This window comes from Chitinophaga filiformis (assembly GCF_023100805.1).
GTDB lineage: Bacteria > Bacteroidota > Bacteroidia > Chitinophagales > Chitinophagaceae > Chitinophaga > Chitinophaga filiformis_B.
Genome location: NZ_CP095855.1, coordinates 5005419 through 5027062, shown reverse-complemented (window position 1 = coordinate 5027062; position 21644 = coordinate 5005419). Strand labels below are relative to the sequence as shown.

Genomic DNA, 21644 nt, shown 5'->3' with positions numbered 1-21644 from the left:
CTGTGAAGAAGTTATTGCCAATAATCATATCCGTTGCCAGCATTGCCACAGCAGGCGCACAAGTAAAGAAGAAACCAGTTAAACACGCACCAGTAAAGAAACATACTGCCTATCATAAAAAAACGACCGCCCACAAGGCTGTTGCCCATAAAAAAGCAGTGACGCCACCACCGCTGCCTGATAGCTTATATTTTCCTAACACTGACATTACCCTCAATACATACGATACCTCCGGTCTTAAAAGTAATATCAAGCAGCTCCTGGCTGTGCTGGAGTCTGAGCTGGGCAAACCATATATCCGCGGCGCCATCGGACCTTTCGCCTTTGATTGCAGCGGATTGATGAAATTTGGTTTCTCCGTGATCGGAATGACCCTGCCCCGTACTGCGGCTGATATGAGCTCCCTGGGTAATATCATTACCCCTTCCGACTGGAGCCCCGGCGATCTGCTGTTCTTTGCCGGAAGGAGAAGCACGAAATCCAAAGAGAAAAGGATCGCCCACGTAGGCTGTGTCTACAAAGTAGACAACGGGAAGGTGCTGATGATCCATTCCAGTAACCAGGGCGTGAATATTGTAGACATTACCAACAGCGAGTACTATAAGAAGCGCTTTATCGCTGCCCGCAGGGTGATCCAGGTAGATTCCACCAACATGGTGTTACCGCCGGCACAGGAAGGCAGTGAAAGCGATTACTAGGCCGCTGGTTAAGCGAGAGCACCAAAGAGATCTTCCAGTGGAAGCATTGCGGAAGGCTAATGATCTGGCATGGGAAAGAGCAGCGTTTCATTTTCTTTAGCCCTGATGGTGATGGCTGGGAAAATATTTTATCGAAAGATGCCTGAACAGGTTCCTGAATGTGCAGATGACATGCTGTTTTTCCTTATTTTTAGTTATGGCCAACAAAAGGTCATGAACCAAAAACAATCATATGGATGCACAGCAACTGGACATGAACCGGAACGAAGATGCGATGCGCAGATCTCTCAGCACGCTAAAACAACGCCTCTCCGTCATTGAACAGGGAGGAGGCAAAAAGAACCTCGAAAAAGTCCGCCAGAAAGGCAAATTAACCCCACGTGAACGTATTGCCTATCTGCTGGATAAAGACACTCCATTTAACGAAATAGGCGCCTTTGCTGCCTATGAAATGTACCCCGAACATGGTGGTTGTCCTGCAGCCGGTACAGTAGGCGGCATTGGTTATATCAGCGGCCGCCAGTGTATGATTGTAGCCAATGATATGACGGTGAAGGCAGGGGCCTGGTTTCCTATGACAGGAAAAAAGAACCTGCGCCTCCAGGAGATCGCGATGGAAAACAGGCTGCCCGTCATTTACCTGGTAGACAGTGCCGGCGTATACCTGCCCATGCAGGATGAGATATTCCCTGATAAAGAACATTTCGGCCGTATTTTCCGTAACAATGCACGCATGAGCGCAATGGGCATTACCCAGATCGCCGCTGTAATGGGTAGCTGTGTGGCCGGGGGCGCTTATCTCCCTATCATGAGCGATGAAGTGCTGATGGTGGAAGGCAATGGCTCTATCTTCCTGGCCGGCCCTTACTTGGTAAAGGCAGCCATCGGCGAAACGATCGATGCGGAGACATTGGGAGGGGCGGTGACCCATACTGAGATCTCCGGCATAGCCGATTACAAGTTTGATTCAGACGAGGAATGCCTCGATCATATCAAAAAGATCGTGAGTAAGATAGGCGAGCCTGCCAGTGCCGGCTTCAATCGCGCTACGCCAGCCCTGCCGGAAAAAGACCCTGCTGAATTGTACAGTATGATCCCCGAAGACAGTACCCGTCCATATGATATGCTGGAGATCATCCACCGGCTGGTAGACCGGTCCGAATTCGACCAGTACAAAGAAGATTATGGCAAGACCATCCTCTGCGGCTATGCGCGCATAGACGGCTGGGCTGTAGGCATTGTGGCCAACCAGCGAAAAATGGTAAAAAGTAAAAAGGGTGAAATGCAGATGGGAGGTGTGATCTACAACGACAGCGCTGATAAGGCCGCCCGTTTCATCATGAACTGTAACCAGAAAAAGATACCGCTGGTGTTCCTGCAGGACGTGACCGGTTTTATGGTAGGCAGTCGCAGCGAACATGCCGGCATTATTAAAGACGGCGCCAAACTGGTGAATGCCGTGGCCAATTCCGTTGTGCCGAAATTTACAGTGATAGTGGGCAATTCCTATGGAGCGGGTAACTATGCCATGTGTGGCAAGGCCTATGATCCGCGGTTTATCTATGCATGGCCCAATGCGAAGATAGCAGTGATGGGGGGTGAACAGGCAGCAAAGACACTGCTGCAGATACAGGTAGCATCATTGAAAGCAAAAGGGGAAGAGATCACACCGGAAGAGGAAAAGAAACTGCTGAACGAGATCACGGCGCGATATAACAGCCAGACCACTCCCTACTATGCAGCCGCACGCCTGTGGGTAGATGAGATCATAGACCCGCTGGATACACGTAAAATACTTTCCGAAAGCATTGCAGCGGCCAATAATGCACCTGTGGAAGATACATTCAGCTTAGGTGTTTTCCAGGTGTAAAAGCATAGCGCTTAATCCTTATCTTTGCCCGCTATGTCGGAAGTTATTATTTACACGGACGGTTCCTCCCGTGGTAACCCTGGCCCTGGTGGCTATGGTGTTATCCTGATGTGGAACAGTGTCCGCAAGGAATTATCGCAGGGATACCGTCTCACTACCAACAACAGGATGGAGCTGATGGCCGTGATCGTGGCCCTGGAAGCCCTGAAGAAAGATGGATTGAATGTGAAGATCTTTACAGACAGTCAGTATGTGGTGAACAGCGTTGAAAAAGGCTGGCTATGGGGCTGGGTAAAAACCGGTTTTAAAGACAAAAAGAACAAAGATCTCTGGCAACGTTTCATACCTGCCTTTAAGCGGCATCAGGTGAAATTCCAGTGGGTAAAGGGGCATGCTACCAATCCCCTGAACAACCGTTGTGATGAACTGGCCACTCAGGCTGCCGATAGCGGTAACTGGCTGGAAGACGTTGGTTTCGAGGGATAGTGTCATTTTAATTATAAGCTTTCCTAAATATTGAAGAGGGTGTATCGACAGTACGATACACCCTCTTTCTATCCGGTACCTGATGGAGTCAGGCGGTCATTTAAGCGATCCACAGCGCTCATTTTTACTTTTGAGTTTTCCTCTTTTTATACGCTGGGAGAAAACTCCGGATTGCAAACAGTGAGGCGGGCTTTAACATTTATTTAAAGATTTTTGGAAATTTGTCCACCAATAACAAAATTCTGTGCAACCACTGAAAGCTTATCACGGCTTACTTTTAGGGTATTAAATCAATGCCTTAAACGACTAAGTTATGACACACTGGAAGATTGATGAATCACACAGCGAAATTGGATTCAAAGTAAAGCACCTGATGATCACTAACGTGAGCGGCTATTTTACACAGTTCAGCGGAAGTGTTAGGACCGACAGCGAGGATTTCCACGACGCAAGCATTACTTTTGAAGCGGCTACAGACAGTATCAGCACCCTGAACAAACAGCGGGACGAACACCTGAAAGGCAGCGATTTCTTCGACACTGCCCATTATCCGAAGATCACTTTCGTATCAAAAAAGATCAAAAAGATTACTGAAGAAAATTATAAGGTGGTTGGCGACCTGACCATCAAGGGGCATACACATGCCATTGAGCTGGAGGTAGTGCGTAGCGGTGTTGTGACAGATCCTTATGGACAGGAAAAAGAAGGCTTTTCCATCAAGGGGCGCCTGCACCGCGCTGATTATGGTCTGCGCTGGAATGCGGCTACTGAAGCAGGAAGTATTGTGTTGAGCGATGAGGTGAAGCTGCACATGGAGATCCAGCTGGTAAAAGTGACTGAACCTGTATTGGTTGCGGCTGCTCAATAAAAAATCACATCAGGAGGCGGGAGATAAATAAAAGAATTTTCCCGGAATAAAATTTATGATAGAAATAGGAATAGACAGTTTTGCGGCCCGGTTTACCGACAACGCCGCAGCAGCATTGAGTGATAAGGACGCGATGTTCCAATTGCTGGAACGAATGGAACATGCGGACAAGTCAGGACTGGATGTATTTGGTATTGGTGAGCATCACCGGAAGGGTTTCCTGGATGCGGCTCCCACACACATTCTGGCGGCAGCTGCCTCGCGTACGAAGCGCATAAAGCTGGCCAGCGCTGTGACGGTATTAAGTGCGATGGACCCGGTGAGGGCATTTCAGAACTTCGCCACATTGGACCTGATCTCCGGTGGCCGTGCCGAAATGGTGGTAGGACGAGGCTCTTTCACAGATGCTTTTCCCTTGTTCGGTTATAACCTGGATGACTATGATGATCTCTTTGCAGAGAAGCTGGAACTCCTGCTGGAAATAAGGGACCATGAGTTTGTGACCTGGTCGGGTAAATTCAGGCCTGCATTAAAGAACCAGCCAGTCTATCCGAGACCCATACAGGAGCAATTGCCTGTTTGGCTTGGCGTGGGTGGAACGCCGCAGTCGTTCGTTCGTGCCGGCGCATTGGGACTGCCATTAATGGTAGCGATCATAGGAGGGGAGACACACCGTTTCCGTCCTTTAATTGATCTGTACCGGGAAGCAGGAAGAAGGGCGGGACATGCACCGGAGAAGCTGACCGTAGGACTGCATTCGCTGGGTTATCTGGCGGAGACCACTGAACAGGCAATAGAAGATTTTTATCCGGGATATGCTGCCAGCATGACGAAAGTAGGAAGGGAACGTGGCTGGCCGCCGATGACGAAAGAACGTTTTATGAGCCAGATGGGCCCAACAGGCGCATTGCTGGTAGGAGGTGTGGAAGAGATTGCGGAGAAAGTGTTGCGGCATGCAAATGCATTGGGAGGCATATCCAGGCTCACTTTCCAGATGGATAGTGCGGAAGTATCGCACGAAAAACTGATGCATGCTATTGAGCTGATAGGAAAGAAGCTCAAACCATTGGTAAATAAATAGTAAGTTATTCCTGGTTCATCAGGTTTGTGGGGGATAGTTAGTATATTAGCTTAAACCCAAAACCTGATGAAATCAAGAAAATTCCGCGATTACGTTATCCCGTTGATCCTTTTGCTGGTACAGCTTCGCACATTGTATATCATTAACACAACGAACGATGCGGTGAATGACGATAGCAGATTCTATATCGGGATCGGCGCTGTACTGCTAAGTATAGTTGTGATGAGATTTAATCCCAGGGTTGGAAAATTGATTACACTACTCATACTGCTGGCCGGTATTTTAAGGTTGATCGTCTTCACAAGTACGCGTAAAATTCTGTTTACAGATATATTTTTCGGCATTGAATGCAGGTTTGAGCTGCTCTCATTTTGTCTGCTTATCCTGTTTACCATCCTCCATTTCAGGTCACTGATCCGATTCATAAGATCACTGTCGGAGAGATAGTCAGGCCTCAGGTATAGATTGCTATTGCCCCTTAAAGCGGACATTCAAAATAATGTATAGCAGGAGCGCTTTAAGGGTCAGTTGTCACTGACCCGCTGTCAATCCGTCTTTAGATACTTCACCGGGTTTGTGAGCGCTAATTTAAGCGCCTGATAGCTCACTGTCAGTATTGCCACTACCAATGCAAATACGCCCGCCGCTACAAACATCCAGCCGCTGACAGGAATGCGGTAAGCGAAGCCGTTTAGCCATCGCTCCATGGCCCACCAGGCCATCGGGCAGGACAAAAGAATAGCAATGAACACCAGTTTGACGAAATCTTTCGAAAGTAACACTGCAATATAGGAGGACGATGCGCCCAGCACTTTCCGGATACTTACTTCTTTGATGCGCAGTTGCGCAGAATAGGCTGATAGTCCGAACAGGCCCATACAGGATATAAATATCGCAAAGGCTGCGAAGGCTTTGAATACAGTGCTCATCTGGTTTTCAGAGGCATAGAGCTGGTTCAGTTTATCGTCAATAAAAGTATACGTGAATGTACCTGACGGTGTCAGCGCCTTTATTTTCTGCTCCATGAAAGCAAGCGCGGGTTGTATACGCCCGGGTTTTATCTTCAGCAGGAGATAGTTGGCCCTGTAAGGGTCGTACTTGATGACAAGTGGATCTACCGGGGAATGCAGGGATGCAAAGTTGAAGTCTTTCACCACGCCAACTATGGCACCGGTATCACCGTCCAGGATGATCTGCTGACCAACAGGTGATTGCAGCTGATAGGTCCTGACGGCAGATTCATTGACGATAAATTCTTTATTCTTTACTGCCGGCATTTGATTGTAGAAGTTCCGCCCTTGCAGCAAAGGGATCTGTAAGGTGGACAAAAGCCGTTCGTCCGACCACATCACACGGGTGTTGTTAAACGCCTGGTTTGGATCTGCACCCATTGGCCTGAGCGACTGTGAGCTGAACCTGTCGCCGGGAAGCGTGGAAACAATAGAGAAACCTGCAATATCTGGACTCTGGCGGATCTCATTGATCAATGCACCAAACCTTTGCCACATGGGGCCATAGATGGTTACGCCCGCCAGTTGTGCACGGTCAAATCCGAGGTCTTTGTTATGGAAGAATCTGATCTGACGATAGATGACAATGGTACTGATGATCATGAACACCGACACGACGAACTGAAAAATGACAAGGCCCTTTCTGACAATATTTGTGGTGCTTCCCGGTGTCCCTCTGCCTTTGAGTGCTGTGACAGGATGGAAACGGCCTACGCTCCAGGCAGGATAGCTGCCGGCCAGCAATCCTATAAATGCGACCAGCAATGCGATGATGCCGAGGTTAGAAGCGGTCAGTATATCGGGCAGATAAAGTGGCCGGAGAGCGATATTATTGTAGAAGGGAACGGCGGCCTTGAATATGACCACCGCCAGGACGGTAGCGATCAGGGTTGTGATAAGCGATTCTCCCAGGAACTGTATGATCACCTGCTTTTTTGTAGCACCTACCACTTTGCGCAGCCCTATTTCCTTCATCCGGCCGAAGGCCTGGGTGGTATACAGATTGACAAAATTAACAGCGGCGACGAGCAGAATGAACAGTGCTGCCAGGGAAAAGATCCTGACATAAGTAATATCGCTGTTGGGCCCCATTTCCTTTTCGAGTTTTGAATGGAGATGGATGTCGGTAACAGGTTGCAATGCAAGAAGACGATCAGCCATAATATCTTCCCGGCTTTCGCCTATCGGCAGATAAAACTTTACCGTGAAGTCGGTCAGCCTTGACTGCACCTTCTGAAGGGAGCTGGCTTTGTCCAGTACGACGTAGGTGTAAAAGCCGTTCCATGTCCTGTTGGCCAGTGCCTCATCACTCAGATAATGGTGAATGGTAGCCATAGAAAGCAGGTAGTCAAACTGCAGGTGAGAAGGAAATGTGTGCTCCCGGATAACGCCTGTCACCCGTAGCGGCGCACCGTTGATATCGTCCTGCAAGACTTTGCCGACAGGATCTGCTCCATGAAAATATTTCAGGGCCATTTTTTCGGTGATGATGATATTGTCGGGTGCCGCCAATGCGGTTGCTTTATTGCCTGCCACGAAATCAAGATCGAATGCATCCGTTACCGTAGGATCGGCAAAAAAACCGCCTTTCTCCTCAAATTTGGCAAGCGTACCATCAGGCGCTGTATAGCTGAATACCTGGTAGGGATAGGGTCTCTGGAAGCGGACCACGGCGGTCACCTCAGGAAATTCCTCCTGCATGGCAGTGCCGGTCGGGAAAGCTGTTGCAGCCCAGTTTTGGGCGCCTTCGCCGCGACCCAGCATCGTTACGCGGAACATGCGGTCTGCTTTGGAAAAGGCTTTATCATAATCAAGCTCCTGTCTTACGTGAAAGATGATAAGCAGGGCACATGCCATACCCAATGCCAGACCGGTTATGTTGATGGCAGTGAAGATTTTATTCTTCCAGAGATTACGGAGGGCTATTTTAAGGTAACTGTGTAACATACAAAGACGAAATATACTTAGTATCCGCCAACTAAGTGCCGGATTATTAATGTATTAATAATCAGTGATGTAGTAATAGGGGTAAGAACCAAAATGTCCGTTTTTAATACAATATCTGTTCACTTTTACAAAGTATGGCCGTAGTTCGGTAGTTTTGTGACGGATTTCAACCTATAGACGAACATGAAACACTTATCGATCATTAGTTTGGTCTTGCTTTTCAGCCTGGTGTGTTATGGACAGGAGAACTGGACATTAAAAACCAACAAGGATGGTATAGCTATTTATACCAAGACTATCGAAAACTCTAATTACAAAGGCATCAGGGTAAAATGTTCATTACCAGCTACTTTATCCCAGTTTGTTGCGGTGATTATGGATGTTAACACAGCCACGGAGTGGTTATACAGTACTAAATCAAGTACTTTACTGAAACAGGTTTCTCCCGCGGAGGTATACTATTATTCCGAAGTTGGATTGCCCTGGCCCCTGAGCAACAGGGATTTCGTGTGTCACCTGACGGCGAGGCAGGACCCGCATACGAAAGTCGTGACCATTGATGGTCCTGTAGTGCCGGACTATGTGCCGGAGAAAAGCGGTATTGTACGCGTAACGCGTTCTTCCGGTAAATGGATCATTACTCCGGCTGAGAACAATATGGTGAACATTGAGTACACCCTGGAAGCTGATCCCGGTGGAAGTATTCCTGCATGGCTGGTGAACCTGTTTGCCACCAAAGGCCCTATGGAGTCTTTCCGGAAACTGAAAACCCAGATCAACAAACCGCAGTATAAGAAAGTGCAGTATGCTTTTATAAAGAACTGATCCTTAATGCGTTAAAATCTCTTCCCTGCAACTTTCCCTACATAAGTGCCCTGCATATGTCTGCCGGCAACGGTGATATCGAAATCTATGGTGAAGGTTTCCCCGTTATTGCTGACATTCATGGTACCTGCTGTTACACCTGTTATTTCATATCCGTTACCATATATGCCGCTGGGCGTATACTTTACGATTGCATTGGAAAAATTCTTCCGCTTGTCGTAACCTGTATTATTACGATCCATGTATGTATACGTGCGGGAGAAATAGAGACTGTCAACAAAGATCTGTACAGCGTTCTCAATATATTCGGGCGCCTGCGGAACGTTGGTCAGAACGAGTCCGTCGGTACCCGTCCAGTAAGTATAGTCTGATAAGTAAGATTTCCCTTCTATCGTAAATTCCCCGCCTGTTGGTTTCACTTCATCCCTTCCCGCTTGCCCGTCTTTCCTGCATGCGCCGGCAAAAATGCTTGCTGCAAGCAGGAACAATGCGAGTTTTTTCATAGATCTATGGTTTGTGTTGTGGTTTGTAGTAAACGGCTGATGCAGACCCGTTTACGGGTGCAAATATACATATTTATCTAATGTTTAGATACCTGAAAAGAGCAGGGGTCCGTATAAATGAGTGCTATTGGGTGGCTTGACGCGAATGCGCTAGAACTTAAAAAGAGCACCTGGAATGGCTTAAAAGCCTCAGGTGCTCTTTTATATGCTCTTAGGACCGTTGTTTATTGTCTCCGCTAGTCATCCTTTATCTCAGGTCGCCTGGCGGTCTTTATCGCGTTCCTACATGTTGTTATAGATGTTCTGCATATCACGTGTTAACTGATCGTAGATCGGTTTGGTGAACTGCAGGAATAATTCCTGTGGAGGAGGGGGGGCTATGTCTTCTCCAACCATTAGTGCCTTGTCCTCGTCGCTGAGTGCGCGTTCGTCGCCTTTATAATAACCGTATTGGTTCATCCAGGTATAAGTGCCCGGGAGCCTGTCGGTACGGATGATATTGTTGGTTGCCACGTCGATGAGCTGATAGTCCAGCAGGCCTTTGGAAACAACGGTTGCCTTCACGACGTATACCTTTGCTTTTACGGTACCGTAGCGATTGATGGTAGCCTTACCGCTGGAGTCTCTTACTGTACCTACAACGATCTCTTTAGACACTTCTCTTTCAGATCGGTCTACATAGGTCTGGCCTACCACGAAATCATTGAAACGCATTTCCAGGAACTGGTCAGGTTGTATCTTATTGTTGCGGGCGATGCGCTCGTCGGTGAATTGTACAAAGCGGTTGATATTCCGCTGCTGCAGGTTGCGGATCAGTACATCTCTGAACTGGTCAGCGCTGAACTGGTAATAAGGAGAGCGCACGTCTACCTGCCTTACCACTACATTTACAAGGCCTCTCTGGAAAGATTCGTCCATGAGCTGAGCGGAATTGCGGTAGTTCGGGATCAGGTTGAGCGCGGCCTGGAATTCTTCAAAGGCCTGTCTTGCAGCGGCTTTATCGCCCTGTTCCAGGAGGGATACGCCTCTGTCATACCGAACCTGGGCGGCATTTTCCTGGGCGCCGCTGATAGCATTACGATAATCTTTCGGTTTAACGATGGCCAGGGCTGCAGGAGAGGCGTGAATGCCGTCGTACAGACGCTGGAGCGCGCGGTATTCCGAGCGGATGTATTCCCATTTCAGCGGGTCGTTGGAGACCATGTAGCCATTGACTTTGTCCTCGTGGGAACGTTGTGCCTGTGTATAGGCCTGAGGAAGCAGTTGCAGTGAAACAGTGTTGTCAGGTCTTTTCTGTAATTTTTTTACGAACGCCATTACCGCTTCATCGTAGCGGCCTTTGTTGTAGAGTTTTTCACCTGATTTACAGGACAGAATCAGTAGGATAGGGGCAATCAGCCACCAGAAACGGTTTTGCATATGCTCGAATATAAATTTTCTTATTTCAGGAATCTTCTGATCTCCCTGTCCGTTTCACGCTGTTTGATACTTTCGCGTTTATCGTGCAGCTTTTTACCTTTACCCAGGCCGATCTCTATCTTTGCCAGGCTTTTGTCGGTAATGAAGATGCGAAGCGGGATAATGCTATAGCCTCTTTCTTTTATCTTATTCTCAAGTTTCCGTAGTTCCCGCTTGGTGAGCAGTAACTTACGTTCGCGCAGGGGATCATGATTAGCATAAGTGCCGTGTGAATACTCGGCGATATGCAGGCTTTTAACAAACAATTCTCCTTTTGAGAAATAGCAGAATGAATCGTTGAAGCTTACCCTGCTCCCACGGATGGACTTGATCTCTGTGCCTGTCAACACCATGCCGGCAATATACTTATCCTCTATTGCGTACTCGAAATATGCCGATCTGTTCTTGAGTTCTGCCATCTTCTTATTAGTTAGGAGCTAAAAATTAGGAATTAAAAATTGAAATCCGGAAGCATCTCCCCAATCCCAATCCTTAATTCCTAATTCCTGATTTCTTCAGTTTTGGTGCTTAGTGTTTAAATAATTCCAATAACACTGCCAGGCGTTGTTTCATCTCCTTGCGGTCGATGATCAGGTCCAGGAAGCCATGTTCCAGCAGGAATTCTGCACTCTGGAAACCTTCCGGCAGGTCTTTTTTAATCGTTTCCTTGATAACACGCGGACCGGCAAAGCCGATCAGTGCTTTAGGCTCTGCAATATTCAGGTCGCCCAGCATTGCGAAAGACGCAGTCACACCACCGGTGGTAGGGTCTGTCATCAGGGAAATATATGGCAGCTTTGCTTCTGCCAGCTGTGTCAGTTTTGCGGACGTTTTCGCCATCTGCATCAGGGAGAAGGCACTTTCCATCATACGGGCGCCTCCTGACTTGGAGATGATCATCAACGGCATTTTGTTCGCAATGCAATAATCGATGGAACGGGCGATCTTTTCACCTACCACTGAACCCATGGATCCGCCGATGAAGGCAAAGTCCATACAGGCGATCACGAGGTCGTTACCCAGTACCTTACCTACGCCTACCCGCATTGCATCTTTCAGGCCTGACTTCTTTTGTGCGTCTACCAGTCTCGCGCCATACGGCTTGAGGTCCTTAAATCCGAGGAAGTCTTTCGGATAAATGTTCTCAAAAAGCTCTTCGAACTGATTATTGTCAAAAAGTATTTCGAAATACTCAGCCGAATTAATGCGATTGTGATAATTACACTTGTCGCATACATAATAGTGCTCCTTCAGATCCTTTACTGTAGAGGTTTTTTTGCAGTTAGGACATTTGTGCCACAACCCATCCGGCGCCTCTTTCTTTTCACTTGTAGACGTTTGAATGCCTTGTTTAATGCGCTTAAACCAGCTTGACATATTGTGCTATTAGGTTACAAAATAGTTGTGCAAGATACAAATTATTATAACTTCCAAAGTATTCTACCCTTAGATTTATACTTAAAGTACCTGGCAACCAATAATTTGATTGGAAAGATATATATATAACTGCTATAATAAAAGTGTATTTACAAAAAAATCCTCAGGAATGACTTCCTGAGGATCTATAAATTGTACCGCTTCGCGGATTATGCGTTCCTGTTTATGCAGTTCAGGTCAGCAAAGGCTTCTTCCAGGCGTTTTACGAAAGTTTCTTCGCCTTTACGCAGCCATACGCGTGGGTCATAGTATTTTTTGTTTGGCTTATCTGCGCCCTCAGGGTTACCCAGCTGTGCCTGCAGATAACCTTTCTTCGCTTCGTAGAAGTCGTGTACGCCTTCCCAGAATGCCCACTGCATATCAGTATCGATGTTCATTTTGATCACACCGTAACCCAGCGCTTCGTTGATCTGGTGTTTAGGAGAACCGGAACCGCCATGGAATACGTAGTACACTGGTTTAGGAGCAGTACCGAATTTCTTCTGGATGAATTCCTGGCTGTTGTGCAGGATCACCGGACGCAGTTCCACGTTGCCCGGAGAGTAAACACCGTGTACGTTACCGAAAGCAGCAGCTACTGTGAAACGGCTGCCCACTTTAGACAGTGTTTCGTAAGCGTAAGCTACTTCTTCAGGCTGTGTGTACAGCTTGTGGTTCTCAACGCCGGAGTTGTCCACACCGTCTTCTTCACCACCGGTTACGCCCAGCTCGATCTCGATGGACATACCCAGTTTGTTCATTCTCTCGAAATATTTCAGGGAAGTTTCTATATTCTCGTGCAGCGGCTCTTCAGAGAGGTCCAGCATGTGGGAGCTGTACAGTGGCTGACCGTTCTGTTTCATGAAAGCTTCACCGGCATCCAGCAGACCATCGATCCATGGCAGCCATTTCTTAGCGGCGTGGTCAGTGTGCAGTACTACAGGAACACCGTAGTATTTTGCCACCTCGTGTACGTGTTTTGCACCGGAAATACCACCGGCAATATTTGCCTGCAGTTTATCATTCGGCATTCCTTTACCCGCAAAGAACTGCGCGCCACCATTAGAAAACTGAATAATTACAGGTGAATTTACTTTGGCAGCGGTTTCCAGTACTGCGTTTACGGAATTGGTACCTACTACGTTAACAGCAGGCATTGCCCATGCGTTATTCTTGGCATCATTGTACAGCGCATCCAGCTCTTCGCCGAATAACACGCCAGCTCTGTATTTTCCCATAGCTTTCGGATTGTTTTACATTTAAGGACAGCAAATATAAGTACTAAAGATTAACTATTATAGTAGATTTCTGAATTAGAATTGTATGAATCACAAAAAATCTGGTGATTTTTATAGGAATTCGTCATTTTTTCGGGCAAATTCTTATTGCTGGTCATAGATTTGGGCGCCCTGCTTCAATATTGTCTTAAGTGTCCCACTCATTCCCTTTGTTTTCCCCGCATATTGCCTTCAGGATTTAAAATGAGGCAGTTCCTCCAGTCTGTCCCTGAATGCCTGTAAATACATGGCTGCTTTCTCCAGCCGGCTGCCATACCAGGAGAACATCTCTCCGTCCACCAATTCAATACGCACACCGGGCAGTACGGCCTGTAATTCCGCAATATGCTTATCCTTAAAAGGGTAAGGTTCCGAAGAAAGCAGTACCAGCTGGCAATCGATGCTTTTCAGTTGGTCAATGTCAATAGCAGGGTAGCGGGCTGTCGCGGCAAAAACATTCTCCAGGTGGCAATGCTCCAGCATGGCATGGATAAAAGTATCTCCGCCGGCCACCATCCAGGGCTCCCGCCAGATAAAATAAGCCGTGCGGACGGGGCGTTGCCCCCGCATTTTTTCATCCATTCGCCTGAAACTGAGCGAGATGTTGTCGGTTATCTGTTCCGCTGCTTCATTTTTGCCGGTGATGGCGCCAATGCTCCGGATCATGTCCAGTGCATCATTTAGGCAGTGGATATCGCTCACCCACACCGGCACCTGCTCCATCAGGTATTGCACCTGCTCGGCCGTATTTTCCTCCTTGTTGGCAATAATAAGATCGGGTTGCAGGGCGAGGATCTGTTCCAGGTGTAGTTGTTTGGTGCCTCCTATGCGTGTCTTATGGCGGAACCACTTGTCCGGATGGATACAGAATTTTGTAATGGCGATCACTTCTTCGTCCAGTCCCAGGTCATAAAGTAATTCGGTCTGGGAAGGAACCAGTGAGATGATCCGGCGGGGCGGGTAAGGAATGCTCACTTCCCGCCCCAGCTGGTCTTTGTAAGTATTGATAGCAGGCATCATATATCAGCTTCCTAGCGCCTGGATAATGTCGTATTTCGTCACGATATGCGGTTTACCGCTATCGTCTTTAGTGATCACTGCCCCATTCTCCTTGTTGATATATACGCTTAGCTTTTCTATTGGCGTGTCCATGCTTACTTCCGGGAAAGCAGCCTGCATGACCTGTTTGACCTGTGCGTCTTTCAGGTTGACGTCGTCGATCAGGCGGTTGAAAAGTCCTCCTTCGGAGATAGCTCCAACAATCTGGTTATTATGCAGTACCGGCAGGTGTTCAATGTCGTACTTCTTCATCTTCACAATTGCCTCGCTTACTTTCTCATCCTGGCCGATCGTTACCAGTGGCTGGTTACGACGCCCGTTCACTACATCCTTTACGGTCTTTACATCCAGGAAGCCGCGTTCCATCATCCACTGGTCATTGTAAACTTTTCCCACATAACGGCTGCCATGGTCGTGGAAGATCACCACTACCAGGTCAGTCGGCTTCAGCCTGCTTTTCAGCTGCAATAAACCCGATACTGCCGATCCGGCGGAATAGCCTACGAAAATGCCTTCTTCCTTGGAAATACGGCGGGCCATCACTGCGCCGTCCTTATCGGTCACTTTCTCGAAATGATCGATCACGCTCATGTCGTAGTTCTGCGGTACGAAGTCTTCGCCGATACCTTCCGTGATGTAAGGATATACCTCACTCATATCCAGTTCGCCGGTTTCATGGTATTTCTTCAGCAGGGAGCCATAACTGTCTATGGCCCATACCTGGATATCCGGATTCTTCTCTTTGAGGAATTTGCCGGCGCCTGTGATGGTGCCTCCGGTACCGGTAGCCACCACCAGGTGGGTCACCTTCCCGTCCGTCTGCTCCCAGATCTCGGGGCCGGTCTGCTCATAGTGCGCTTCCCGGTTGGCCAGGTTGTCGTACTGGTTCACGTAGAATGCGTTCGGGATCTCCTGCGACAGCCGGCGGGCTACAGAGTAATAGGAACGGGGATCTTCCGGTTCCACATTCGTAGGACAGACGATCACTTCTGCACCTACGGCCTTGAGTATATCTACTTTCTCCTTGGATTGCTTATCGGTGGTGGTGAAGATGCATTTATATCCTTTGATCACTGCGGCCAATGCAAGGCCCATACCGGTATTGCCGGATGTACCTTCAATGATGGTGCCGCCGGGTTTCAGCAAACCCTGTTTCTCTGCCTCTTCGACCATTTTTACGGCCATACGGTCCTTAATAGAATTGCCGGGGTTAAAAAACTCAACTTTTGCCAGTACCGGACATGGAAGGCCGGCGGTAACGCGGTGTAATTTGACAAGGGGGGTATTTCCGATTGTTTCGAGTATGCTATTGCAAAATTTCATATAAATCTTGTTGGACTGTGGCGAAAGTAAGGAATTTCCGCATGTCACGTCATCCCCCCGGGGAGCCTGCCTGGTACAAATACGCTATCCGCCCTGGCCAGTACCGGTCCGGTACGACTATAGTACAAATGGCCTTAACTTACGTTCATCTTACGTCCTGAACGTAAGCTGAACGTAAGTTAAGGCCAGCCGAAGGCCGTTTGTACCGGATCGGTACCCTTGCCGCCCGGATCAGGAACGGAAACAAAGGCTAATGGTTTCTTAACAGGAATTGATTATCAAAGTAATTTCTATTATACTATCTTTGCATGTCATGAGTGAACGGATTTTTATAACCGGGATAGGTACCGGGGTAGGGAAAACAGTCACATCGGCCTGTGTAGTGGAAGCACTGCAGGCGGACTACTGGAAACCCGTACAAACAGGATTAACAGAGGGGACAGACACAGATACGGTAAAAAGTTTGATATCAAACCCGGTATCGGTATGCCACCGGGAAGCTTATTGTCTGGAAGCGCCAGCCTCGCCACACCTGGCTGCCAGACTGGAAGATGTGAACATTAACGTAAAAGAGATACTTGAACAGGCACACCGCATTCAGCCATCCGGCAGGTCGCTGGTCATAGAAGGGGCCGGAGGACTAATGGTTCCCCTGACGGAACAGGTCTTCACCATAGATTTTATTCAGCAACTGGAGGCGAAGGTCATTATTGTGGCCCGGAACTACCTGGGTAGCATCAACCATGCATTGCTCACTGCGCAGGTATTGCGGCAACGTGCCATCCCTGTACTGGGCTGGATCTTCAGCGGAGAATACCACAGCAATGAAACCGAAGTGGTAGGGTGGAGCGGTTACCCCCTGCTGGGACGGATACCTCACACTGCGCTGGTTGACAGGGCTTTTGTGAAGGAACAGGCAGAAAAGCTATCTTTGTGGTAATACAAATCCACTTGTTAACAAAAAAGGATATACGAAAGCAATACCTGGAAAAACGTTTAAACCTTCCGGACGATGTGATTGCCACCCTGAACAGGGAGTTATTGGACCAATGCCGGCAGCTGGACCTCAGCGCTTTCAGAATGGCACACATTTTTCTTCCTATCACAGAAAAGAAAGAAGCGGACACATTCGCACTGGTGCACTGGGCCAGGGAAGTCTATCCCCAATTGCAATGGGCGCTGTCAAGGTCGGATATGCGCAATGCAACGATGGAGCACTTCCTCTGGAAACCGGAAACCGTACTGGTCAGGAATGCCTATGGTATACCGGAACCCGCCGGCGGGATCCCCTTACTTTCCTCCGAGATGGACCTGGTTTTTGTACCTATGCTCGCATTTGATAAAAACGGGCAAAGGGTGGGATACGGAAAAGGCATGTATGACCGTTTCCTGAAGGAATGCCTGCCAACAGTGACCACCATTGGCCTGTCATTGTTTGAACCGGTGGAGACTATTGCAGATGTGAACGAAAACGATGTTCCCCTGCACATGGTCATCACGCCGCAAACAATTTATGATTTCAAAAAAAGCTAAGAATGCTGAAACATCTGAAGATCTTATTATACCCTTTTTCACTGTTGTACGGCCTCGTGATGTGGGTCCGCAACCGTTTCTATGATACCAATGTACTCACTGCCGTGGAGTTTGACCTGCCCGTTGTTGCCGTAGGTAACCTGTCGGTAGGCGGTACCGGCAAGACGCCGCATGTAGAGCACCTCATCAGGATATTGAAAGATAAATACCGTGTAGCCACGCTCAGCCGGGGGTACAACCGGCGCAGCAGCGGCTACCTGCTGGCCAATGCTGCCAGCACGGCGGCACAACTGGGCGATGAACCCATGCAGTTCCATCGTAAATTCCCGGATATAGAGGTCTGCGTAGGTGAAGAACGCATGCTGGCCATACCACAGCTGCTGGGAGAACGCCCCGAAACAGAAGTGATACTGCTGGACGACGCCTTCCAGCACCGCTCTGTGAAACCGGGCATGAACATCCTGATCACCGAATACAACCGCCGTTTTACCAAAGACCACGTAGTGCCTTTCGGCCGCCTGCGCGAAGGCCGTAGGGGCTATGAAAGGGCCAACTGTATCATTGTGTCCAAATGCCCGCCGCAACTGTCCGTTACAGAAAAAGCCGCCATCAGGCAGGAGATCAAACCCCTGCCACATCAGCAACTGTTCTTTACTTCTCTGAAATATGGCGAGCTATATGACATGTTCAGCGGCACCCCGGTTACCGCGCCTGCCGATACCACCATACTCCTCGTCTGTGGTATTGCCCGCCCGGAGCCGCTTTTACAACAACTGAAGGAAAGCTATAAAAACGTGTTCCTCCTGCCTTTTCCGGATCATTATTACTATTCCGTCCCTGATCTGGAGAAAATCAACAGGGAACTCAGCAACCTTCCCGGCAGCCACAAACTGGTGGTAACAACGGAAAAGGACGCGGTAAGACTACAACTGCTCGAAGACCGCCTGCGTCCCATGAACATACCCATCGCCGTTATGCCGGTCGAAATATCTTTCCTCTACGGGGAAGGAGAATCATTTAATAATTATATTTTTACTTACGTGGATCAGTTTGGAAGTAACCATGATTAAACGTTACGAGAATGACTAAAAAGAAGAAACCTCAAAAACACAGCAGCCAGAAGAAAACCTTCCGCGGCACTGTACAGATAACCCGCTCCGGGATGTCCTTTGTAATTATTGAAGGACAGGAGAAGGACGTGATGGTCCGCCAGAAAAACCTGAATACTGCCCTCGATGGAGACGACGTACTTGTTGATGTGATCAAACAGGGCAAGAACGAAGGTCGTATGGAAGGGGTGATAACGGAAATCGTTAAACGTAAAAAGATTGAGTTCACCGGTACCCTGCAGGTCAACAAAGGCTTCGCTTTCCTGGTGCCGGAAAAGGGGCTGTTCATGCCCGATATATATATCCCTGCCAATTCCATGAAGAATGCGAAGAACGGGGACAAGGCCGTCGTGCGTGTCGTAGCCTGGGGCGAAAAAACACGCAAACCGGTAGGCGAGATCGTGGAAGTGCTGGACGCCAGCAATACCAACGACCTGGCCATGAAGGAGATCCTGATAGAAAGCGGATTCCCGCTCAGTTTCCCTGATGAGGTCATGAAAGAACTGGCGGAGATCAGCGAGAATATCGACGCGGAAGAAATAAAGAAGAGGAAAGACTACCGTAAGATCCTTACGTTCACGATCGACCCTGTTGATGCGAAGGATTTTGATGATGCCATCTCTATCCGTAAGCTGCGTGGCAGCTGGTATGAAGTAGGCGTGCATATTGCAGACGTGAGCCATTATGTACTGCCCGATACTGCACTGGATAAAGAAGCCGACAAACGCGCCACTTCCGTATACCTGCCTGACCGCGTGCTGCCAATGCTGCCTGAAAAGATCTCCAATGAGCTGTGCTCCCTGCGTCCGCATGAAGACAAGCTCACCTTCTCTGCCGTTTTCAAGATGAATGATAAGGGAGAGATTAAGGAACACTGGCTGGGGAGAACGGTGATACATTCCAATCACCGCTTTACCTACGAGCAGGTGCAGGATGTCATTGAATCAGGCGAAGGTCCTTACCAGGATGAAGTGCTGCTGTTGAATAAGATTGCCCAGACATTGCGCAAACAACGTTTTGAGAATGGCGCCATCAATTTCTCCTCCCAGGAAGTACGCTTCCAGCTGGATGAGAATGCAAAACCGGTCGGCATCATCGTGAAAGAAAGCAAGGAAGCCCACCAGCTGATCGAAGAGCTGATGCTGCTGGCCAACAGGACTGTGGCGGAGTATGTATACAATATCCGCATCGGAACCAACCAGCATGTACCATTCCCCTACCGGGTACACGATACGCCTGACGAGGAAAAGCTGCGGGTATTCTCCGGCTTTGCCCGTAAGTTTGGTCATAAACTGGAAATCGATAACCCGGATAAACTGGCCCGTTCCTTCAATGAAATGTTGCAGCTGGCACACGGTAAACCGGAACAGCATGTACTGGAAACCCTGGGTATCCGTACCATGGCCAAAGCCGCCTATACAGTCGACGATATCGGCCACTATGGACTGGGATTTGACCACTACTGTCACTTCACCTCGCCGATACGCCGTTATCCCGACGTACTTGTACACCGCGTGCTGCAGCAATGCCTGACACACGACATCCATCCTGACAAACAGATGGAGAAGAAGTGCAAGCACTCCTCTGAAATGGAACGTAAGGCCATGGATGCGGAAAGAGCTGCCAATAAATATAAACAGGTGGAATACATGCAGCAGTACATCGGCGAAGAATTTGACGGTGTGGTGAGTGGCGTGGCGCATTTCGGCTTCTGGGTGGAAACGGTAGATACCAAATGTGAGGGCCTGGTGAGCATTCATAACATGACCACTAAAGACGAGTTCAAATACGATGAGAACGAGTATGCACTGATCGGTATGTTTACCGGCAGGAAGATCCGTATAGGTGATAAAGTAAGGATACAGGTGGTTGCTGCCAACCTGGTGAAGCGACAACTGGATTATGACCTGGTGGAAGAGGGCGGAGAAGCGCCTATGCCATCACGGAGGTCTGCCCGTACATCCGTTGCTGAAAGACCTGCACGCAAATCTGCGGCTGCCGACAGAAAGGAAAGCAAGACCAAGGGAAAAAAGAAAGATCCGGCTAATAAGAAGAAACCTGCATCTGCAAAGAAGCAGGCTTCCTCTTCCCGTAAAAAGCCATAATTTATATAACTTACAGCCGCTTATTCGAAAAACACACCATGCATTCATTTAAAGACCTGACGATCCGGTTTGGAGAACATTTCAGTAAAGAACAATTCCCTGAGCAGCCGAAGAAACTGTACAATGCTGCCAGCCATATCCTGAATATAGGCGGAAAGCGTATCAGGCCCGTGCTGAGTATAATGGGCAATGAACTGTTTGATGAGATCCACCCGGATGCATTTGAGGTGGGTACCGCCGTGGAACTGTTCCATAACTTCACACTGGTGCATGATGATATTATGGACAAGGCCCCCCTGCGCCGTAACCAGCCTACCGTGCATACCCTGTATGGTGAGACGGCGGCCATACTGGCGGGAGATGTGATGCTGATCAAAGTATATGAATACCTGAACAAAGTGCAGCCGCATTATAAACAGAAACTGATCACGGCCTTTAACAAGGCGGCGATAGAAGTATGCGAGGGACAGCAGATAGACATGGACTTCGAAGAGATGGAGCCTGAACAGGTATGTTATGATGACTATGTGAACATGATTGCGCTGAAAACCTCCGTATTGCTGGCAGCCAGCCTGAAAATGGGCGCTATCATCGGCGGTGGCAGTGAATATAACCAGCAGCATTTATACGAATTCGGTAAGAATATAGGGATCGCCTTCCAGATCCAGGACGACTACCTGGACGCATTCGGTGACCCGGAGAAGTTCGGTAAACAACAGGGCGGTGACATCCTGGTGAACAAGAAGACCTTCCTGCTGTTAAAGGCCCTGGAGCTGTGTAACCCGGTACAGCGGAAAAAACTGAAAGAACTGCTGGCGGCCAGCCCGGATGATAAGGTGGCGCAGGTACTGGAGCTATTCCACGATTGTAAGGTGGACACCTGGGCGGAAAAGGAAAAGGAACGTTTCCAGCAGCTTGCTTTTGAACATCTTGAACGTATTGCAGTGATCTCTAACCGTAAAAAACCGCTGACAGAACTGGCCAACTACCTGTTGAACAGGGAACATTAATGGAAGACTATCTGCTGCCTCCAAATTTGTGTATCGCTTAATTTATATATATTCGCGCATTAGCTA

20 protein-coding genes are annotated in these 21644 nt (G+C 48.5%); 12 read left to right on the top strand and 8 right to left on the bottom strand.

Features of this window, described 5'->3' with window-relative positions:
* Nucleotides 1-2 precede the first annotated feature (2 nt).
* From MYF79_RS19610 to MYF79_RS19585, 6 genes are all read left to right on the top strand, one after another.
* Nucleotides 3-698, top strand: coding sequence for a C40 family peptidase (locus tag MYF79_RS19610; protein WP_247809329.1), 696 nt, complete (start codon nt 3-5; stop codon nt 696-698).
* 232 nt (nt 699-930) lie between these two features.
* Nucleotides 931-2568: an acyl-CoA carboxylase subunit beta gene (locus MYF79_RS19605; RefSeq protein ID WP_247809328.1), complete on the top strand. Its 1638-nt coding sequence runs from the start codon at nt 931-933 to the stop codon at nt 2566-2568.
* A 33-nt stretch (nt 2569-2601) separates the two neighbouring features.
* A complete protein-coding gene (gene rnhA / locus MYF79_RS19600; RefSeq protein ID WP_199658686.1) occupies nt 2602-3054 on the top strand; it encodes a ribonuclease HI in 453 nt (150 codons plus the stop codon).
* 313 nt (nt 3055-3367) lie between these two features.
* Nucleotides 3368-3922: a YceI family protein gene (locus MYF79_RS19595; RefSeq protein ID WP_247809327.1), complete on the top strand. Its 555-nt coding sequence runs from the start codon at nt 3368-3370 to the stop codon at nt 3920-3922.
* Between the two features lie 55 nt (nt 3923-3977).
* Nucleotides 3978-5003, top strand: coding sequence for an LLM class flavin-dependent oxidoreductase (locus tag MYF79_RS19590; protein ID WP_247809326.1), 1026 nt, complete (start codon nt 3978-3980; stop codon nt 5001-5003).
* Between the two features lie 66 nt (nt 5004-5069).
* Complete coding sequence (locus MYF79_RS19585; RefSeq protein ID WP_247809325.1) at nt 5070-5450, top strand: hypothetical protein; 381 nt, start codon at nt 5070-5072, stop codon at nt 5448-5450.
* Nucleotides 5451-5548: 98 nt separating this feature from the next.
* Here MYF79_RS19585 and MYF79_RS19580 read toward each other — a convergent pair whose 3' ends face one another.
* Nucleotides 5549-7960, bottom strand: a complete 2412-nt coding sequence (locus MYF79_RS19580) for an ABC transporter permease (protein ID WP_247809324.1) — start codon at nt 7958-7960, stop codon at nt 5549-5551.
* A 183-nt stretch (nt 7961-8143) separates the two neighbouring features.
* Between MYF79_RS19580 and MYF79_RS19575 the strand changes: the two genes are divergently transcribed.
* Entirely contained in the window at nt 8144-8785 is a 642-nt protein-coding gene (locus MYF79_RS19575; RefSeq protein ID WP_247809323.1) for an START domain-containing protein, read from the top strand.
* Between the two features lie 11 nt (nt 8786-8796).
* On the opposite strand, the gene MYF79_RS19570 is transcribed toward MYF79_RS19575, so the two are convergent.
* The 7 genes from MYF79_RS19570 to MYF79_RS19540 all read right to left on the bottom strand — a co-directional run bounded on the left by MYF79_RS19570 (nt 8797) and on the right by MYF79_RS19540 (nt 15821).
* The gene (locus MYF79_RS19570; protein ID WP_247809322.1) at nt 8797-9288 is read right to left on the bottom strand and encodes a hypothetical protein; all 492 of its coding nucleotides are present in this window, start codon (nt 9286-9288) and stop codon (nt 8797-8799) included.
* A gap of 282 nt (nt 9289-9570) precedes the next feature.
* Complete coding sequence (locus tag MYF79_RS19565) at nt 9571-10707, bottom strand: hypothetical protein (RefSeq protein ID WP_247809321.1); 1137 nt, start codon at nt 10705-10707, stop codon at nt 9571-9573.
* A 20-nt stretch (nt 10708-10727) separates the two neighbouring features.
* Nucleotides 10728-11165 carry an SsrA-binding protein SmpB gene (smpB, locus tag MYF79_RS19560; RefSeq protein ID WP_199658693.1) on the bottom strand — a complete coding sequence of 146 codons (438 nt, stop codon included), beginning with the start codon at nt 11163-11165 and terminating at the stop codon, nt 10728-10730.
* A 109-nt stretch (nt 11166-11274) separates the two neighbouring features.
* A complete protein-coding gene (accD, locus tag MYF79_RS19555; protein WP_247809320.1) occupies nt 11275-12123 on the bottom strand; it encodes an acetyl-CoA carboxylase, carboxyltransferase subunit beta in 849 nt (282 codons plus the stop codon).
* 209 nt (nt 12124-12332) lie between these two features.
* The gene (gene fbaA, locus MYF79_RS19550; RefSeq protein ID WP_199658695.1) at nt 12333-13400 is read right to left on the bottom strand and encodes a class II fructose-bisphosphate aldolase; all 1068 of its coding nucleotides are present in this window, start codon (nt 13398-13400) and stop codon (nt 12333-12335) included.
* Nucleotides 13401-13631: 231 nt separating this feature from the next.
* Complete coding sequence (locus MYF79_RS19545; RefSeq protein ID WP_247809319.1) at nt 13632-14459, bottom strand: ABC transporter substrate-binding protein; 828 nt, start codon at nt 14457-14459, stop codon at nt 13632-13634.
* Between the two features lie 3 nt (nt 14460-14462).
* On the bottom strand, nt 14463-15821 hold the full coding sequence (locus MYF79_RS19540) for a pyridoxal-phosphate dependent enzyme (protein ID WP_247809318.1): 1359 nt from the start codon (nt 15819-15821) through the stop codon (nt 14463-14465).
* A 313-nt stretch (nt 15822-16134) separates the two neighbouring features.
* On the opposite strand from MYF79_RS19540, the gene bioD reads away from it, so the two are divergent.
* The 5 genes from bioD to MYF79_RS19515 are packed head-to-tail and all read left to right on the top strand — an operon-like array spanning nt 16135 to nt 21578.
* Nucleotides 16135-16761: a dethiobiotin synthase gene (bioD, locus tag MYF79_RS19535; protein ID WP_247809317.1), complete on the top strand. Its 627-nt coding sequence runs from the start codon at nt 16135-16137 to the stop codon at nt 16759-16761.
* A gap of 11 nt (nt 16762-16772) precedes the next feature.
* Nucleotides 16773-17354: a 5-formyltetrahydrofolate cyclo-ligase gene (locus MYF79_RS19530; protein ID WP_247809316.1), complete on the top strand. Its 582-nt coding sequence runs from the start codon at nt 16773-16775 to the stop codon at nt 17352-17354.
* A 2-nt stretch (nt 17355-17356) separates the two neighbouring features.
* Nucleotides 17357-18424 carry a tetraacyldisaccharide 4'-kinase gene (lpxK, locus tag MYF79_RS19525; protein WP_247809315.1) on the top strand — a complete coding sequence of 356 codons (1068 nt, stop codon included), beginning with the start codon at nt 17357-17359 and terminating at the stop codon, nt 18422-18424.
* Nucleotides 18425-18435: 11 nt separating this feature from the next.
* Nucleotides 18436-20568, top strand: a complete 2133-nt coding sequence (gene rnr / locus MYF79_RS19520; protein ID WP_247809314.1) for a ribonuclease R — start codon at nt 18436-18438, stop codon at nt 20566-20568.
* 38 nt (nt 20569-20606) lie between these two features.
* Nucleotides 20607-21578 (top strand): polyprenyl synthetase family protein, encoded by a 972-nt coding sequence (locus MYF79_RS19515; RefSeq protein ID WP_247809313.1) that lies wholly within the window; start codon nt 20607-20609, stop codon nt 21576-21578.
* Nucleotides 21579-21644: the final 66 nt, after the last annotated feature.

Excerpts from the sequence above, each read along its gene's own strand:
- MYF79_RS19605 (WP_247809328.1), top strand. The coding sequence starts at position 931 with ATGGATGCACAGCAACTGGACATGAACCGGAACGAAGATGCGATGCGC.
- rnhA (WP_199658686.1), top strand. The coding sequence starts at position 2,602 with ATGTCGGAAGTTATTATTTACACGGACGGTTCCTCCCGTGGTAACCCT.
- MYF79_RS19595 (WP_247809327.1), top strand. The coding sequence starts at position 3,368 with ATGACACACTGGAAGATTGATGAATCACACAGCGAAATTGGATTCAAA.
- MYF79_RS19590 (WP_247809326.1), top strand. The coding sequence starts at position 3,978 with ATGATAGAAATAGGAATAGACAGTTTTGCGGCCCGGTTTACCGACAAC.
- MYF79_RS19585 (WP_247809325.1), top strand. The coding sequence starts at position 5,070 with ATGAAATCAAGAAAATTCCGCGATTACGTTATCCCGTTGATCCTTTTG.
- MYF79_RS19580 (WP_247809324.1), bottom strand. The coding sequence starts at position 7,960 with ATGTTACACAGTTACCTTAAAATAGCCCTCCGTAATCTCTGGAAGAAT.
- MYF79_RS19575 (WP_247809323.1), top strand. The coding sequence starts at position 8,144 with ATGAAACACTTATCGATCATTAGTTTGGTCTTGCTTTTCAGCCTGGTG.
- MYF79_RS19570 (WP_247809322.1), bottom strand. The coding sequence starts at position 9,288 with ATGAAAAAACTCGCATTGTTCCTGCTTGCAGCAAGCATTTTTGCCGGC.
- MYF79_RS19565 (WP_247809321.1), bottom strand. The coding sequence starts at position 10,707 with ATGCAAAACCGTTTCTGGTGGCTGATTGCCCCTATCCTACTGATTCTG.
- smpB (WP_199658693.1), bottom strand. The coding sequence starts at position 11,165 with ATGGCAGAACTCAAGAACAGATCGGCATATTTCGAGTACGCAATAGAG.
- accD (WP_247809320.1), bottom strand. The coding sequence starts at position 12,123 with ATGTCAAGCTGGTTTAAGCGCATTAAACAAGGCATTCAAACGTCTACA.
- fbaA (WP_199658695.1), bottom strand. The coding sequence starts at position 13,400 with ATGGGAAAATACAGAGCTGGCGTGTTATTCGGCGAAGAGCTGGATGCG.
- MYF79_RS19545 (WP_247809319.1), bottom strand. The coding sequence starts at position 14,459 with ATGATGCCTGCTATCAATACTTACAAAGACCAGCTGGGGCGGGAAGTG.
- MYF79_RS19540 (WP_247809318.1), bottom strand. The coding sequence starts at position 15,821 with ATGAAATTTTGCAATAGCATACTCGAAACAATCGGAAATACCCCCCTT.
- bioD (WP_247809317.1), top strand. The coding sequence starts at position 16,135 with ATGAGTGAACGGATTTTTATAACCGGGATAGGTACCGGGGTAGGGAAA.
- lpxK (WP_247809315.1), top strand. The coding sequence starts at position 17,357 with ATGCTGAAACATCTGAAGATCTTATTATACCCTTTTTCACTGTTGTAC.
- rnr (WP_247809314.1), top strand. The coding sequence starts at position 18,436 with ATGACTAAAAAGAAGAAACCTCAAAAACACAGCAGCCAGAAGAAAACC.
- MYF79_RS19515 (WP_247809313.1), top strand. The coding sequence starts at position 20,607 with ATGCATTCATTTAAAGACCTGACGATCCGGTTTGGAGAACATTTCAGT.